The sequence below is a fragment of the Kitasatospora sp. NPDC057965 genome, from assembly GCF_042887135.1.
GTDB lineage: Bacteria > Actinomycetota > Actinomycetes > Streptomycetales > Streptomycetaceae > Kitasatospora.
The window spans coordinates 197,679-212,486 of sequence record NZ_JBHVPZ010000013.1 but is presented as its reverse complement, the minus strand read 5'-3'; the positions used below and the strand labels follow the sequence as shown (position 1 = coordinate 212,486).

Genomic DNA, 14,808 nt, shown 5'->3' with positions numbered 1-14,808 from the left:
TCGCCGAAATTTACCCCCGGGGGTATGGTGGAGAGCGAACGGATACCCCACTGGGTATTTTGGAATCTGATCATCGGACACAGGAGCGACCCACGGTGTTCTTCGCCCAGTACTACCTCGACTGCCTCTCCCAGGCCTCCTACCTGGTCGCCGACGAGACCACCGGCCGCGCCGTGGTGATCGACCCGCGCCGGGACATCGACGAGTACGTCGCCGACGCCGAGGCGCACGGCTTCACCGTCGAGGCGGTCATCAACACCCACTTCCACGCCGACTTCCTGGCCGGACACCTGGAGCTGGCCGACCGCACCGGCGCGTGGATCGGCTACGGCCACCGGGCGGTGACCGAGTACCCGATCCGCAAGCTCGCCGACGGCGAGCGGATCGACCTGGGCGAGGTCACGCTGCAGATCATGGAGACCCCCGGACACACCCCCGAGTCGATCAGCGTCCTGGTGTTCGAGCGCTCCGGGGACGCCGTCCCCTACGGCGTGCTGACCGGCGACGCGCTGTTCATCGGCGACGTCGGGCGCCCCGACCTGCTGGCCTCGGCCGGCACCACCGCCGAGGAGCTCGGCCGGATGCTCCACCACAGCGTCCAGCACAAGCTGATGGGCCTGCCCGACGAGGTCCGGGTCTTCCCCGCGCACGGCGCCGGCTCGTCCTGCGGCAAGAACCTGTCCACCGAGCGCCAGTCCACCATCGGCGCCCAGCGCGCCACCAACTACGCCTGCGCGCCGATGAGCGAGGACGAGTTCGTCGCGATCGTCACGGCCGGCCAGTCCACCGCCCCCGGGTACTTCGGCCACGACGCCGCGCTCAACCGGCAGGACCGCGACCTGTTCGACCCCGCGCTCGCCCACCGTCCGCTGACCGCCGAGGAGTTCGCGGCCCGCCGGCAGGACGGAGCGGTCGTGGTCGACGCCCGCAGCCCGCAGGAGTTCGCCGCCGGACACCTGCGCGGGGCCGTCAACGTGCCCGCCGACGGCCGCTTCGCCGAGCAGGCCGGCGCCGTGCTCCGGCCGGACGCCGCACTGCTCGTCGTCGCGCCGGACGGCCGCGAGGGCGAGATCGTCACCCGCCTCGCCCGCATCGGCTTCGACCGCACCGTCGGCCACCTGGCCGAGCCCGAGGCGAGCCTGCCCGCGCTCGCCGACCAGCTCGCCCCCGCCGCCCGCCTCACCGTGGACCAGCTGCGCACCGCCCTCGCCGGCGACCGCCCCCCGCTGGTGCTCGACGTCCGCACCTGCGGCGAGCGCGCGGAGGGCACCGTCGAGGGCTCCGTGCACATCGCGCTCAACGAGCTCCCCGCCCGCCTCGCCGAGATCCCGCGGGACCGCGCGCTGGTCGTCCACTGCGCCGGCGGCCACCGCTCGTCCATCGCCGCCAGCCTGCTGCGCCACCACGGCCTCGACGAGGTTTCCGACCTGCTCGGCGGCTACGCCGCGTGGGACCAGGCGCACCGGCCGACGGCGGTCTGAGCCGCCCGGGCGGAACGATCGAGGAGGACGAGATGGTGGAGGAACCGACCGTACGGGTCGACGACGACGCGGTCGGCGCGGTGCTCAACCGCCTGCGCCGGGCGCAGGGGCAGCTCAGCGGCGTGATCGCGATGATCGAGTCCGGACGGGACTGCCGGGACATCGTGACGCAGTTGGCCGCGGCCTCCCGCGCGCTGGACCGGGCCGGGTTCAAGATCGTGGCCAGCGGCATGCGCCAGTGCACGGCCGCGGACGGCGAGGCGCCGGCGATGAGTGAGACCGAGCTGGAGAAGCTGTTCCTCACCCTCGCCTGACCCGTCCCCCGCCCACCGGAACAAGCAGACAGCGGACAGCAGACAGCAGGCCACCGAGCCACCCAGGAATGGAGCACCCCATGGAGTACGGGATCCCCGTCACCCTCGACCTGCCCTTCGCCGAGACCGTCGAACGGGTGCGGGCCGCACTCGCCGAGCAGGGCTTCGGCATCCTCACCGAGATCGACGTCCGCGCGACCCTGCGGGCCAAGATCGGCGAGGAGATCGAGGACTACCTGATCCTCGGCGCCTGCAATCCGCCGCTGGCCCACCGCGCCCTCCGGGCGGACCGGCACATCGGACTGCTGCTGCCGTGCAACGTCGTGGTCCGCGCGGACGCCGGGCGCACCGTCGTCGAGGCGATGGACCCGCAGCTGATGGTCCGGGTCACCGGGCAGCCCGCGCTGCAGGCCGTCGCCGACGAGGCCGCCACCCGGCTGCGCGCCGCCCTGGCCGCGCTGACCGGCTGACCGGCTGACCGGCCGCGCGACTCCTGAACGACGGGGCCCGCCCGGAGCGGGCCCCTCCCTTTTGACCTTCCATATACCCCCACCCGTATTTTCGCGCCCCGCGTCCCTGGCGGGCGCACCAGGAACGGAGCACCCCGTGAAGCACCCGGACACCACCATCAGCCGGCCGGCCACCGCCGCGCCGTCCGAGCCGGCCCCTCCCCCGGGCCTGCTCGGACGGCTCGGCCTCTGGTCCGTCCGCCACTTCAAGGCCGTCCTGGCCGGCTGGCTGCTGGTCGTCGTCGGCCTCGGCGCGTTCGCGCCGCAGGTGACCTCGGCGCTCTCCGGGGCCGGCTGGCAGGCCGACGGCTCCGAGTCGGTGAAGGTCCGGCAGGTCGCCGAACAGCACTTCGCCGGCAACGCCTCCAGCGCGCTGCAGATCGTGGTCGCCGCCGACCGCCCGGTCACCGAGCCGGACGTCCAGCAGGTGATCACCAGGGCGGGCGAGCTCGCCGCGGCCGACCCCCGGGTCTCCACCGTGCTGGCGCCCCAGCCGGGCGCGACCATCGCCCAGGACGGCCGGACCGCCGTCCTGCTCGCCGGCGCCAAGGCCTCCCCCGACGACATGGTCCGCGCGGCCGACGACCTCAAGGCCCCGCTGAGCGCCCTCTCCGGCAACGGCGTCGACGTGCACGCCACCGGCGCCTCGGTGCTGTGGAGCGACTTCAACAAGGCCAACCACGACGCCATGATGAAGTCCGAGATCATGTCCTGGCCGGTCACCCTGGCCATCCTGGTGCTCGCCTTCGGTTCCCTGGTCGCCGCCGGGCTCCCGCTGCTGCTCACCATGGCCGGACTCGCCGCCTCCGCCGGCTCGCTGGTCCTGCTCAGCCACCTGTTCCCGATCTCCGTCTGGGCGATGAACTTCGCGATGATGTTCGCGCTCGCGCTCGGTATCGACTACGCGCTCTTCCTGGTGGTCCGCTTCCGCAGCGCCCGGGCCGCCGCCGCCCGCCGGAACCCGGCGCCGGGACACCGGCTCGGCAGCGCCGCGGCGGTCGCCGAGACCATGGACACCGCGGGCAAGGCCGTCCTGCTGTCCGGCGCGACCGTGCTGGTCAGCCTCTCGGCCGTGATGCTTGTGCCGTCCCCCGCGTTCCGTTCGATGGCCGGCGGCATCATGCTCGCCGTCCTGTTCGTGCTCGCCGCCACCCTCACCCTGCTGCCCGCCGTGCTCGGCCGGCTCGGCCACCGTGTCGACGCCCTCGCCCTGCCGTGGGTGAAGACCGGTGAGCACCGCTCGGCGCGCTTCGCCGCCTGGGGCGAGCGGCTGTGGAAGCACCCGCTGCGCTACGGCGCGCTGGCCCTCGCCGCGCTGATCGCCCTCGCCGCGCCCGTCATCGGGCTGCGGACCGCCATGCCCTCGATCGCCGTGCTGCCCGAGGACGCCAGCGCCCGCGCCGGCTACACCGCCGTCCAGCAGGCCTTCGGCCCCGGGGCGCCCGGCACCCTGCAGATCCTCACCCCGACCCAGAGGGCCGAGGGCGTCGCCGCCGACATCGCCGCCACGCCCGGCATCGCCGGTGTGATGCCCGCGCAGCCGGCCGCCGACGGCTCCGGCTGGTCGATGGTCCAGGCCGTTCCCGCCGTGGACCCCTCCAGCCCCGACCTGGGCCGCACCGTCGACACACTGCGGGCCGACCTCCCGGCCGACACGCTGGTCGGCGGCGCCGCGGTGGAGAACCTGGACCTCCAGCACCTGCTGACCGAGAAGACCCCGCTGGTCATCGGCGTCGTGATGGGCCTGGGCTTCCTGCTCCTGCTGGTCGCCCTGCGCGCCCCGCTGATCTCGGCGCTCGGCACGGCCGCCAGTCTGCTGTCCACCGGCGCGGCCTTCGGCGTCGCCCGGCTGGTCTTCCAGGACGGCCACGGCGCGGGGCTGCTCGGCTTCACGCCGCAGGGCTTCCTGGACGGCTGGGCGCCGGTGTTCTTCTTCGCGATGATCTTCGCCATCGCCATGGACTACACGGTCTTCCTGCTCGCGTCCGCCAAGGAGCACTACGAGCGCACCGGCGACCCGCGCGAGGCCATGGTCGGCGCGCTGGCCCACTCCGGCCGGGTGATCTTCGCGGCGGCGGGCGTGATGGTCGCGGTGTTCTTCACCTTCGCCCTGTCCGGGCCGCTGCCGCCCAAGGAGATGGGCATCGTGCTCGGCGTCGCCGTCCTGCTGGACGCCGCGCTGGTCCGCCTGGTGCTGCTGCCGGTACTGCTCCGGCTCACCGGCGCCGCCGCCTGGCGCACGCCGGCCTGGCTCGACCGCGTGCTGCCGAAGATCTCCTTCTCGCACGACTAGCCAGGACGTGTCCTGCTCCCGACGGCCCGGTCCGCCCCTGTGGCGGGCCGGGCCGTCGGCGTCGGTCGCGCTCGGTGGCCGGGCACGGAAACGCAGGCGGGCACGGAAACACGACGGGCCGTGCCGGGGATGTCCGGCACGGCCCGTCGGGGGTCCGTGGGTTCAGCGGCGGCCAAGGAGCTTCGCGAAGAAGCCCCCGCCCTTCTGCGCGTTGCGGTCGCAGGCGCAGCGGTCGGCCTTGGCGACGCCGGCCAGCACCTGGTCGACGTGCATGCCGCACCCCGCGTAGGTGGCCTTGCCGCAGCTCCGGCACGTCGTACGTCGACACATCTCAGGACTCCTCACGTCCGGGGGAACGAGGGATTCTCCCTCCCCTCCACTATACCGGTGGGGGTATCTTTCCGGCAGGAAAGGGACGGCTCCGGCCACTCGGACGCGTACGCCGGTGCCATGGGCATCGCTTCAACCCGCGAATCGATTTCGGTTCGATCACGGCGTGTCCCTTTGATCGGATCTTGGGACGAAGTGCGGTGATTGATCATGTTGGCGGTGGGAGCGGCGCGCTCTCATAATTCCAGCCATACGCGCGACGGGCGGCCGTGAGAGCCGCCGTGGAGTGCCCTTGAGAGGCCCGAGCGCACACTTCCCGATCCTTCCCTGGGGGGAATCCCTTTGTCCGCGCACGATCACGTGCCGCCCGTCGCCGACCCGGCGGCAGCCGCTCCGGCCGTCGCCGCTCCGGCCACCGGTGACCCGACCGCCGTCGAGTCGGCCACCGGTCGCAAGCGTTCGCGTGCCGCCGCCGTCGCACTCGCCACCGCGGGCCTGCTCGCCGTCACGGCGATCAGCGCCACCGTGACGGTGGCCGTCGGCAAGCCCGACGACCGGCCGGCCGTCACCGCCGCGACGACGGCCGCGCCGACCTCGGCGAGCCCGACCGCGTCGCCCACGCCCTCCGCCTCCGCTCCGGCGACCGTCCCGCCGCCCGCGCCCGTCCCCACGCCGACGAGCACCCTCAAGGGCAGCGTCAGCGGCGGCCGGCACGACGGCGACCTGCGGTACTTCCTGCTCCCGATCCCCGCGGGCGGCGAGTCCTACGGCCCGGCCGACGGCATGCCGTTGACCGACGAGGAGATGATCAAGGAGTTCGGCGACGGGGCGGAGGTCATGCGCGCCCTCCACACGCTCGGTTACAAGGACGCCGCCACCCGGACGTACCGCACGGCGGACGGCAAGGCCGAGGTCACCGTCACCCTGCTGCGCTTCGCGACCGCCGCGCAGGCGGAGTTCTTCGCCAAGAACGACACCAGGGACCTCCCCACCGTCGAGGTCACCGGCGACTCCGCCGCCCACGGGTACATCAGCAAGCCCAAGCAGCAGGCGTACACCGGCTCGCTGAGCGGGATCTCCAGCCAGGGCGACGTGCAGTACACGGTCGACGTCGAGGTGAAGGGCGACCCCGACAAGGCGCTGCTCAGCGAGCTGATGAAGCGCCAGCGCGACTGGCTGACCTCCGGCCGCTGAAGCCGACCGGCCCTCCCCATTCTTCCTCTCTGGAGCCTTGCGTGACCACCGAACCCGTGGTGCCGTCGCCGGTCGACGGACCGCCGCCCCCGCCGGCCGCACCGCCCGCGCCCGAGTCCGCCACCGAACCCGGCACCGAACCCGCCGCCGACCAGGTGCCCGCCCGGCGCCCGCGCCGTCCGCGTCCGGTCCTGCTGCTGGTCTCCGGCCTGGTGCTCGGGACCGCCGCCGGCGGAGGCATCGGCTACGCCGTCCAGGCAGGCCGCCCGCCGACGCCGCTGCCGCCGGTCCAGGTGGCGCTGCCGACGTACCCCGCCGGGGTGCAGGACCCGCCCGCCGCCGCGTCGACGCCCTCGCCACTCGCCATCGACGGCGACCTGCGCAAGCTGCTGATCACCGCGCCGAGCGGCAGCAAGGCCTGGGACGACTACCCGGACACGCCGAGCTGGATCACGGTCGGCGAACGCGCCGACACCTCCGGAAAGGCTGCCTCGGTCTTCAGCGAGCTCAACCGGAGCGGATTCCGGCGTGCCGTGGAGGTCGACTGGCAGCAGGGCGACATGAGCGTGCGCGTCTCCCTGGTCCAGTTCGGGCCCGACTCCGCCGCGGAGGTGGAGAAGGCGGCCAAGCGCGGCATCACCCGCCTGCAACCGTTCGCCGACAACGCCAACGGCGGCTACGAGGTCAGCGACAAGCCCGCGTACTGGGCCGAGACGACCGAGCAGTACTACCCCGGCATTGCCGTGGCGCAGCGCGGCACCGTGCTGATGGAGATCAAGGTCTTCGGCACGAAGCCGGTGGACGCCGAGTTCGTGAAGGGCCTCGCCAAGCAGCAGTGGGAGCGGCTGGTATGACCGACAACAACGTGACCGAGCCCGTGCTCCCCGGCCCGCAGGCCGAGCCCGCCGTCACCGGGCCCGCCGTCACCGGGGCCCCGGCGGCCTCCGCCACGACCCGCCGCGCCCTGCGCGTCGGCGGCGCGACCGCGGCGGCGGCCCTGGTCGGCGTGGCCATCGGTGTCGGCATCATCGAGGTCCGGTACGACGACCCGGCGCCCGCCGCGGCTCCGGCCCCCTCCACGGCCGCACCCGCCCCGACGGCGACCGCCACGCCGTTCGGCGCGAAGTCCAACGGAAACCACTTCGGTTCCCTGCTCGACCTGATGCTGCCGGTCCCGGCCGAGTTCGAGCCCGGGCCGGACGACGGCCCCGACGGCAACAACACCGAGCTGACGGCCGACCAGCTCACCGCCGCGTTCGACGACGACCTCGGGACGCTCCCCAAGGAAGAACGGGAGAAGCTCCGTCAGGCCTGGAAGGACCTGCACGTCAAGGCCGGCGGCGTGCGGACCTACAAGAGCCAGAAGGGCGACCTCGTCATCGGGATGAAACTGCACCAGTTCAACCAGCAGGAGGTGAAGTCGGCGAACGAGTACACGGCCGTGTTCAGCGACACCGGCATCTTCCGCCTCGGCCCCGCCGTCCCCGGCCACCCCGAGGCGCACTGCTACCTGATGCCCGCGCCGCCGTCCGCGCCGCTCGACCGCATGGAGTGCTCGGCCGCCGAGGGCGACCTCCTGGTGGTGATGGACGCCGAGGGTCTGGCGCCGCTGCCCAAGGACACGATCGTCGCCCTGCTGGCCCAGCAGCTCGACCGCCTCGCCCGCCCGGGAGCCTCCGTATGACCGACAGCACCGACAGCACCGCCGTGCCGGACGCCCCCGTCGTGGGGGACGTCCCCTCGGTGCCGCCCGTTCCCGCCGTGGCGCCCGCGGCCGGAGCACCGACCGAGGACGAGCGCGCCGCCCGCGGCAGCCTGCGCCGCAAGGCCGCGCTGCGCTGGGGCGCCGCCGCCGTGGTGTGCGCGCTGGCCGGGACGGGCAGCGCGCTCGCCGTCACCGCGCAGGACCGCACCGACCTGCCGGGGCTGGCCACCAAGAGCGACGGGCGCTACACCTTCCCGGCGCTGGTCCTGCCGGCGCTGCCCTCCGGCAAGGCCGCGCCCAAGGACAACAAGAACCGGCACGCGGCTGACCTGCGGCAACTGCTGCTGCCCGTGCCCAAGGAGGCGGGCGGCTCGCTCACGCCGACCACGCAGCCGGCGCCGCTCTCGGTGACCGGTGGCGGAACCCCGAGCGCGAGTGCGAGCCCGACCACCTCGGCCTCCCCCTCCCCCTCCGCCTCGGCCACGACCACCAACGCCTCCCCCGCGCCCGGAGCGGCCGCCGGCCCGGGGGACTGCGACGCCTTCGTCGCCGAGCAGGCGGACCAGGCCGAGGCCCGCGCCCTGCTCCTGCAGTACGCCTGCCGCACCGCCGTCGTCCGCGAGTGGACCGCCTCCGACGGCACCCGCACGCAGATCCGTCTGCTCTCGTTCGGCTCCTCCGGCGAGGCGTTCTCCGCCTTCGCCGGCCTGCGTGACGGCAAGGGCCCGAAGGACGTCCCCACCGTCGGCGAGGCCGCGCCCACGGGCTGGGACGAGGTCTACGGCATCACCCTCGCGACCCGGACCGCCACGCCCCAGGAGGCGCCGCCCGTCCGGGTGGCGTACCTGGCGGCGGGCGACCTCGTGGGTGTCGTCACCCTGTCCAACCCCAAGGGCGTGCCCGCGGCCGCGTTCCGGCAGGTGGTGACGCTCCAGTCGGACCTGTTGGCCTGAACCCTGCCCCTGGATGGCGCCCGGTCAACAGCTCAGCTGATGACGTGTTCAGCAGATCGGCAGTTCTGCTGATGGCCGGGCGCCACCGGAGTGGCGGCCATGGACAACGCCGTGGAGAACGACCGACCGCGCGAGGCGGAGCACCTCCGGCCGACCGCCGCCGACGCCGACGTCGTGGAAACGGACCGCGACCGGGGAAGGACGGCCGGACCGCGCGGCAGCGCGGCAGGTCGACGAGTGATCGGGGAAGCGGCCACCGCCGCCGGGGCTCAGGACAGCCCGGCGGCCTCGGCGAGCAGCCGGTAGGAGGCCAGCAGCTCCGCCCGGTCGTAGGTGCTGGTGGTGACCAGGTACTCGTCGGCGCCGGTCCGCTCCATCAGCGCCGCGAGCTCGGCGACGACGCGCTCGGGGGTGCCCGCCAGGTGGCCGGTCAGCGCCTGCTCGAAGGCGGCCCGCTCGCGCGGGGTCATCGACCGGGCCAGGATCTCCTCGGCCGGTTCGAGCGGTGAGAACTCCCCGTGGGTCCGGCTGTGCGCGCTCGACCAGGCCTCCGGGACGAGCAGCGCCCGGGCCCGCTCCTCGCTCCCGGCGACGGCGACCGTCCCGGAGACCACCACGTAGGGCCGCCCGGCGCGGGCGGAGGGGCGGAAGCGCTCGCGGTAGCGGTCGATCGCCGCCCGCATCGCCTCCTCCCCGCGCACCGCCGCGATCACCAACGGCAGCCCCGCCTCGGCGGCCACGTCCGCGCCCGCACCGGTGGCCAGTACGAACGCGGGGACGTCCAGGCCCTCGGCGGGGCGGGCGTGCACGCCCCCGGGGCCGCGCGCGGCGGGGTCGAACCAGGAGAGCAGTTCGGCGAGCTGCTCGGGGAAGCGGTCCGCGGCGTCCTTCTCCCGGCCCAGGGCCCGGCGCACGCCGTCGGTGAAGCCCACCGACCGGCCGAGGCCCATGTCGATCCGGCCGGGGAACAGCGCCTCCAGGACGCCGAACTGCTCGGCGACGACGAGGGGCTGGTGGTTGGGGAGCATCACCCCGCCGGTGCCGACCCGGATCCGGGACGTCGCGGCGGCCACGGCGGCGGCCAGCACCGTCGGCGCCGAGCCGGCCACTCCGGGCACGCCGTGGTGCTCGGAGACCCAGAACCGGTGGTAGCCGAGCCGCTCGGCCTCAACCGCGAACGCGACGGTGTCGCGCAGCGCCCGGGCGGGCTGCTCCCCTCGACGCGTGCGGGATCGGTCCAGGACGGAGAGGCGGAGGGCGGGCGCGGCGGTCACCTCGGTGCCAACGGCCGACCGGCGCACCGTCATTCCCCGGGAGGCCGGGTGGAAATTCGATTGCGGGGCGGCAGTGACCCCTGTTAACAATGTGACATGCTACGCACCTCCCGCATCGCGCTCCGCGCCCGCCACGACGACGACATCCCGGTGCTGCACACCAAGCTCTACGACGACGTCGCCACCCGTTCGCGAGCGGACACCCGCCCCTGGCGGCCCCTCGCGCCCGGCTCCCCGGAGTCCCCGTTCGTCGTGGGCCCGGGCGACGACGGGGTCGCCTTCTTCTCGGTGGTGGACCTGTCCTCGGGCGAGCTGGCCGGGGAGGCGCTGGTGTGGGGCATCGACGCCCACCAGCGGCGCGCCCACCTCGGCCTCGCGCTGCGGCCCGGGTTCCGCGGGCGCGGCCTGGCCGGCGACCTCGTGCGGCTGCTCTGCCGCTACGGGTTCACGGTGCGCGGGCTGCAGCGGCTCCAGGTGGAGACGCTCGCCTCCAATGTGCCGATGATCAAGGCCGCCACCGGGGCGGGCTTCGTGGTCGAGGGCACGCTGCGGCGCGCCGCCTGGGTGTGCGGGGCGTTCGAGGACGAGGTCGTCCTCGGGCTGCTGGCCTCGGAGTGGACCGACGAGCCGGAGCCGGCCGCCGACTCCCCGGCCTGAGTCCGCCCGGGCAGAACGCTCGGCCGGGGAGCCCCGGCCGAGCGTCCGCGTTGCGGGGTGCCGGGCGTCAGCCGCGGGTGAGGACGAGTGACTGGACGTCGGGGAGCTTGCGCCAGTCGCTGGAGACGATGGTCGCGTGCGCGCGGGCGAGCTGTTCGGTGCGGCCACGGGCCTGGTCGGCGGTGGGGTCGGTGTTGCTGATGGCGGGGGCGACGTTGTGCGCGTCGGTCATCGTCAGCAGGTAGTGGTTGGTGTCGTACCAGCCGGTGTCGATGCCGTTGAGGTAGGTGGCGGCGTCACCGTCGAAGACCACGAACCAGGGGCGGATCGAGGTCTCGCTGTACCGGGTGCGCGGGTCGCCGGCCGCCGCGCCGAGCGCGGTGGGGAACATCCGGGCCTCGCCGATCCGGCCGGCCGCGGCCAGGTCGCGCAGGTGGCGGCCGTACTCGACGTCGGTGTGCAGGGTGTCGAACGGGTTGTCCAGCTCCACGGTGCCGGGGATCACGTACACCAGGGCGCGTCCGGCCAGCGCCGACCTGGTCGGCCAGTTGCCGGCCCGGACGGCGTCGTCGAGGGTCGGGTAGGAGCCGCCGCCCGGCTTGGCGAGCAGGTCGGCCGGGCGCAGCGCGGCGGGGCCGAGGTGGGCGGCGATCACCGCGTCGAGCTGGGCGGGGCCCATGCCGAGGTTCCCGGAGAAGCCCGGCTTGAGCTCCAGCTTGATCACCAGCGGGCCCGCACCGGGGTGGGCGGCGAGCCAGATCCGCACGTCGTCCAGACAGGCGTCCAGGTTCTTGTTGGTGCCGCCGGAGTAGAGCTGGGCGGCCGAGGTGGCGCTGACGCAGTTGTTGCTGTTGCCCAGCGGGTTGGAGTGGCTGACCTTCCACTCCTTGGTGACGACGTTCGGCCAGGCGTCCAGCTCGATCATGCCGGTGCCGGTGTCCAGGCCCTGGGCGAGGTAGCCGAAGGCGGCCGGGTCGTAGGTGTTGTGCAGGCCGACGGTGGTCGCGGAGGCGAACGGGAGCTCGCCCGGGGTGCCGCCGCCGGCGGCCTGCGCGTCGGCGCCGACGGGCAGGACGGCGGCGGCCGCGGCGAGCAGGCCGGCGGTGAGGGTGCCGATGAGGGTACGGCGGACGGTCACGGTGTCAGTCCCCTTGTCAGTGCGCCGGCGGGCCGGCGCGCCTTCGGCGGTGGCTTCCGCCGGTGCAGAGCATGACCCGGCCGGCCGTCGAAACGGTGAAGAGGACATAACAAGTTCGTGACCGTCAGCTTCCGGACCGTCACCGGGCGGAGCTGTCCGGGCCGGCTGTCGCGGCCCGCGGCCGTGCCGCCGTCAGAACACCGACCAGCCGGTGGCCGTCGTCAGGGCGTCCAGGGCGGCGACGCCGAGCACCGAGTTGCCCGCGGCGTCCAGGCCGGGGCTCCAGGTGCAGACCGCGCCCCGGCCCGGCAGGACCGCGAGGATGCCGCCGCCGACGCCGCTCTTGCCGGGCAGGCCCACCCGGTAGGCGAACTCGCCCGCCGCGTCGTAGGTGCCGCAGGTGAGCAGGACGGCGTTGATCCGTTTGGCCTCGCTGCGCGAGAGCAGCCGCGAGCCGTCGGCCCGCACGCCGTGACGGGCCAGGAAGAGGCCGGCCAGTGCCAGGTCCCGGCAGTCCGCCTCGATCGCGCAGTGCGCGTAGTAGTGGGCGAGCACGTCCTCGACGGGGTTGCGCAGGTTGCCGTAACTGGCCATGAAGTGCGCCATGGCGGCGTTGCGGTGGCCGTGCTCGGCCTCGGAGGCGGCCACCGACCGGTTGACGTCCACGGTCGGATCGCCGGACTCGGCGCGCAGCAGGTCCAGGACGGCGCCGGCCGCGTCGCCGGTGAGGTCGAGCAGCCGGTCGGTCACCACCAGGGCGCCGGCGTTGATGAAGGGGTTGCGCGGGATGCCGTGCTCGGACTCCAGCTGGACGAGCGAGTTGAACGGGTTGCCGGAGGGCTCGCGGCCGACCCCGGTCCACAGGCCGTCACCGCCCTCGGCGAGCGCCAGGGCGAGGGTGAACAGCTTCGACACCGACTGGACGGAGAAGGGCCGCCGCCAGTCCCCCGCGCCGAAGACCCGGCCGTCCACGGTGGCGATCGCCATGCCGAAGGCCGCCGGGTCGGCCTCGGCGAGTGCCGGGATGTAGTCGGCGACCCGGCCGCGCAACGGCGAGCGCACGGCGGCGGCCATCGCGTCGCGCACCAGCGCCTGGTGGTCCGCACCGGCGCCGTCGGAGTCGTTCGGGCCGGTCAGCTGGGTCAGGCCGCTCGTGTCGTTCACCGCGCCATTGTCGACCCCGCCGCCCGGCAGGCCGCGGGCGGGGTCGGCGGCGCGCCGGGGTGTCGGCCCCGGCGCGCCGTGCGCCCGACGCGCCCCCGGGTTCTCCTCAGCGGCGGACCATCCGGACGCCCGAGACCTCCAGCAGGCCGTCCAGTTCCACCCGGCCGACCCGCTGCTCGGGGCTGACCACCAGCCCGTCGCGGCGGACGAGGTCGAGGATCCGCTCGGCCAGCGGCATCACCATGTGCCGCCCCCAGCAGCGTTCGTTGGCGTGCCCGAACGGCAGGTAGCCGGGCTGGGTGTCGGGGTCGAGGTCCTTCCAGCGCTCCGGGCGGAAGGCCTCCGGGTCGTCCCACAGCCGGGGGTCACGATGGCTCAGCAGCGGGAGCATCAGGATGTCGTCCTTGCGACCGATCCGGCCGTCGACGACGCCGAACTCCGGGGAGGCGACCCGCAGGATGTTCCAGGACGGCGGCAGCAGCCGCAGCGCCTCCAGCAGGACGTCCCGATTGGGCACGTCGTCGTCGAAGGGGGCGCCGAGCCAGACCGCGTTGGTCACCAGCGCGGCCACGGTGAAGCAGATCGGCCCCGCCACCCGCCGGTAGAGGTACATCGCGTAGCGGCGGTCGTCGTACGTCTCGGCGTCCAGCACCCGGGCCGCCAGATTCGACAGCGGAATTTCGGTACCCGGCTTTCCGAGCATCGCCGTGCCGGCCGCGACCGCCATCCAGGTCAATTTCGGGGTGAGTTCCAGCCGACGGTCGACGAGGACCCGGAAACGGAAACTCTCCTGTCCGAAAACGAGGTCACGGAGATACACGTGCGGCGTGTGCGGCCATTTTCCGGAGAGGTCCGTCCGCTCGCCCAGCGGCTTCTTCAGCGCCGCCCGGACGTCGGCCGAGACGGCCTGCATGAGCGCGGCGGCGTCGGCCCGGGTGACCGACCGCCCCTGCACGGGCTTGAAGGTCGGGCGCTCCTCGGCGTTGGCCGGCCGGCTGCGCAGCAGTCCGTCCATGAGGTCGACGCCGGCGACCCCGACGGTGTCCGCTTCCAGGCGGAACAGGTCCTGACCGCGGTACCTGCGCAGGAGGTCGTCGATCCGCGGCGCGAAGAGGGTGACCCGGGCGCTCCGGCCGGTGCTGGACATAGCCATCCGTGACTCCAAGGGTGAGCGGCTGTGGTGGCCGGCTCGTGGTGAGCGGCCGTGCCCGGCGAGTGCGGGTGGCACTCGCCGGGCACGTGTCCGACGGCGGAAGAACCGCCGGGGAATTAGATCCAGCCGTACCAGGCGTAGGCCTTCAGGCTCTTCTCCGGCATGACCTTCTTCACGAAGTGAACGAGCTTCATGACAGCACCTCCATGTCGACAGGGAACGATGACGAACAACTGTTCGGCGAGCGGTCGGCGAGGACGGTCCCGGGGGGTTCCGCAGAATTCGACCCTCCGCATTCCGCCGCCGGAAAAAGTGAATCCCAGCCGGAAAACACGGTCAAGTGACGCAGGTCACCCGGAGTGCGGTCGACCCGGCTGGTTTGACGCCTCCCGGCCGGCCGGGGCGATCTTGACGCGAGCGCGACAGCGCTGGTCAGGGCCACGCCCGCCGGTGGCCCCCAGGTGAACGCCGGCTTCTGCACGGGGGGCCGGGAGGGGTCGAACGCTCCCGACGAAACGTTCGGTCTGCCCTTTGGGGCAACCCGGCTGCCCCTTCCGTTCCGCACCCCGCCGCACGGGCCCGCGACGGGTCGTCACCGCACACTTCGCCCCCGGGCGCCCGCCTTCGGTGGCGACGCCGCTAC

Annotated in this window: 15 protein-coding genes; 9 read left to right on the top strand and 6 right to left on the bottom strand. The window is 73.8% G+C overall.

Features of this window, described 5'->3' with window-relative positions:
* Window positions 1–95 precede the first annotated feature (95 nt).
* The 4 genes from ACFVVU_RS19175 (at window position 96) to ACFVVU_RS19160 (ending at window position 4,597) form a co-directional block, all read left to right on the top strand.
* Complete coding sequence (locus tag ACFVVU_RS19175; protein WP_387791085.1) at window positions 96–1,481, top strand: rhodanese-like domain-containing protein; 1,386 nt, start codon at window positions 96–98, stop codon at window positions 1,479–1,481.
* Between the two features lie 32 nt (window positions 1,482–1,513).
* Window positions 1,514–1,795, top strand: a complete 282-nt coding sequence (locus tag ACFVVU_RS19170; RefSeq protein WP_387791083.1) for a metal-sensitive transcriptional regulator — start codon at window positions 1,514–1,516, stop codon at window positions 1,793–1,795.
* 80 nt (window positions 1,796–1,875) lie between these two features.
* The gene (locus ACFVVU_RS19165) at window positions 1,876–2,265 is read left to right on the top strand and encodes a DUF302 domain-containing protein (RefSeq protein WP_387791082.1); all 390 of its coding nucleotides are present in this window, start codon (window positions 1,876–1,878) and stop codon (window positions 2,263–2,265) included.
* Between the two features lie 136 nt (window positions 2,266–2,401).
* Entirely contained in the window at window positions 2,402–4,597 is a 2,196-nt protein-coding gene (locus ACFVVU_RS19160) for an MMPL family transporter (protein ID WP_387791080.1), read from the top strand.
* Between the two features lie 162 nt (window positions 4,598–4,759).
* Here ACFVVU_RS19160 and ACFVVU_RS19155 read toward each other — a convergent pair whose 3' ends face one another.
* Window positions 4,760–4,927 carry a hypothetical protein gene (locus tag ACFVVU_RS19155; RefSeq protein WP_355360977.1) on the bottom strand — a complete coding sequence of 56 codons (168 nt, stop codon included), beginning with the start codon at window positions 4,925–4,927 and terminating at the stop codon, window positions 4,760–4,762.
* A 342-nt stretch (window positions 4,928–5,269) separates the two neighbouring features.
* Here ACFVVU_RS19155 and ACFVVU_RS19150 point away from each other — a divergent pair, with 342 nt between their 5' ends.
* Genes ACFVVU_RS19150 through ACFVVU_RS19135 form a run of 4 tightly spaced genes read left to right on the top strand, consistent with a single transcriptional unit; the run spans window position 5,270 to window position 8,779 of the window.
* A complete protein-coding gene (locus ACFVVU_RS19150; protein ID WP_387791078.1) occupies window positions 5,270–6,121 on the top strand; it encodes a hypothetical protein in 852 nt (283 codons plus the stop codon).
* A 41-nt stretch (window positions 6,122–6,162) separates the two neighbouring features.
* Window positions 6,163–6,975 (top strand): hypothetical protein, encoded by an 813-nt coding sequence (locus tag ACFVVU_RS19145; protein ID WP_387791076.1) that lies wholly within the window; start codon window positions 6,163–6,165, stop codon window positions 6,973–6,975.
* Window positions 6,972–7,805 carry a hypothetical protein gene (locus tag ACFVVU_RS19140; RefSeq protein ID WP_387791074.1) on the top strand — a complete coding sequence of 278 codons (834 nt, stop codon included), beginning with the start codon at window positions 6,972–6,974 and terminating at the stop codon, window positions 7,803–7,805. Before ACFVVU_RS19145 ends, ACFVVU_RS19140 begins: the two co-directional genes overlap by 4 nt.
* Window positions 7,802–8,779, top strand: a complete 978-nt coding sequence (locus ACFVVU_RS19135; RefSeq protein WP_387791072.1) for a hypothetical protein — start codon at window positions 7,802–7,804, stop codon at window positions 8,777–8,779. The genes ACFVVU_RS19140 and ACFVVU_RS19135 overlap by 4 nt, the downstream gene beginning before the upstream one ends.
* Before the next feature lie 269 nt (window positions 8,780–9,048).
* Here ACFVVU_RS19135 and ACFVVU_RS19130 read toward each other — a convergent pair whose 3' ends face one another.
* Window positions 9,049–10,086 carry an LLM class flavin-dependent oxidoreductase gene (locus ACFVVU_RS19130; RefSeq protein ID WP_387791071.1) on the bottom strand — a complete coding sequence of 346 codons (1,038 nt, stop codon included), beginning with the start codon at window positions 10,084–10,086 and terminating at the stop codon, window positions 9,049–9,051.
* Between the two features lie 63 nt (window positions 10,087–10,149).
* On the opposite strand from ACFVVU_RS19130, the gene ACFVVU_RS19125 reads away from it, so the two are divergent.
* Window positions 10,150–10,710 carry a GNAT family N-acetyltransferase gene (locus ACFVVU_RS19125; RefSeq protein ID WP_387791068.1) on the top strand — a complete coding sequence of 187 codons (561 nt, stop codon included), beginning with the start codon at window positions 10,150–10,152 and terminating at the stop codon, window positions 10,708–10,710.
* A gap of 67 nt (window positions 10,711–10,777) precedes the next feature.
* On the opposite strand, the gene ACFVVU_RS19120 is transcribed toward ACFVVU_RS19125, so the two are convergent.
* From ACFVVU_RS19120 to ACFVVU_RS19105, 4 genes are all read right to left on the bottom strand, one after another.
* Window positions 10,778–11,848 (bottom strand): phosphatidylinositol-specific phospholipase C domain-containing protein, encoded by a 1,071-nt coding sequence (locus ACFVVU_RS19120; RefSeq protein ID WP_387791066.1) that lies wholly within the window; start codon window positions 11,846–11,848, stop codon window positions 10,778–10,780.
* 192 nt (window positions 11,849–12,040) lie between these two features.
* A complete protein-coding gene (locus tag ACFVVU_RS19115; protein WP_355361529.1) occupies window positions 12,041–12,937 on the bottom strand; it encodes a glutaminase in 897 nt (298 codons plus the stop codon).
* A 181-nt stretch (window positions 12,938–13,118) separates the two neighbouring features.
* Window positions 13,119–14,165 carry a cytochrome P450 gene (locus ACFVVU_RS19110; RefSeq protein ID WP_380685818.1) on the bottom strand — a complete coding sequence of 349 codons (1,047 nt, stop codon included), beginning with the start codon at window positions 14,163–14,165 and terminating at the stop codon, window positions 13,119–13,121.
* Window positions 14,166–14,281: 116 nt separating this feature from the next.
* Window positions 14,282–14,359, bottom strand: a complete 78-nt coding sequence (locus ACFVVU_RS19105; RefSeq protein WP_350540985.1) for a tryptorubin family RiPP precursor — start codon at window positions 14,357–14,359, stop codon at window positions 14,282–14,284.
* Window positions 14,360–14,808: the final 449 nt, after the last annotated feature.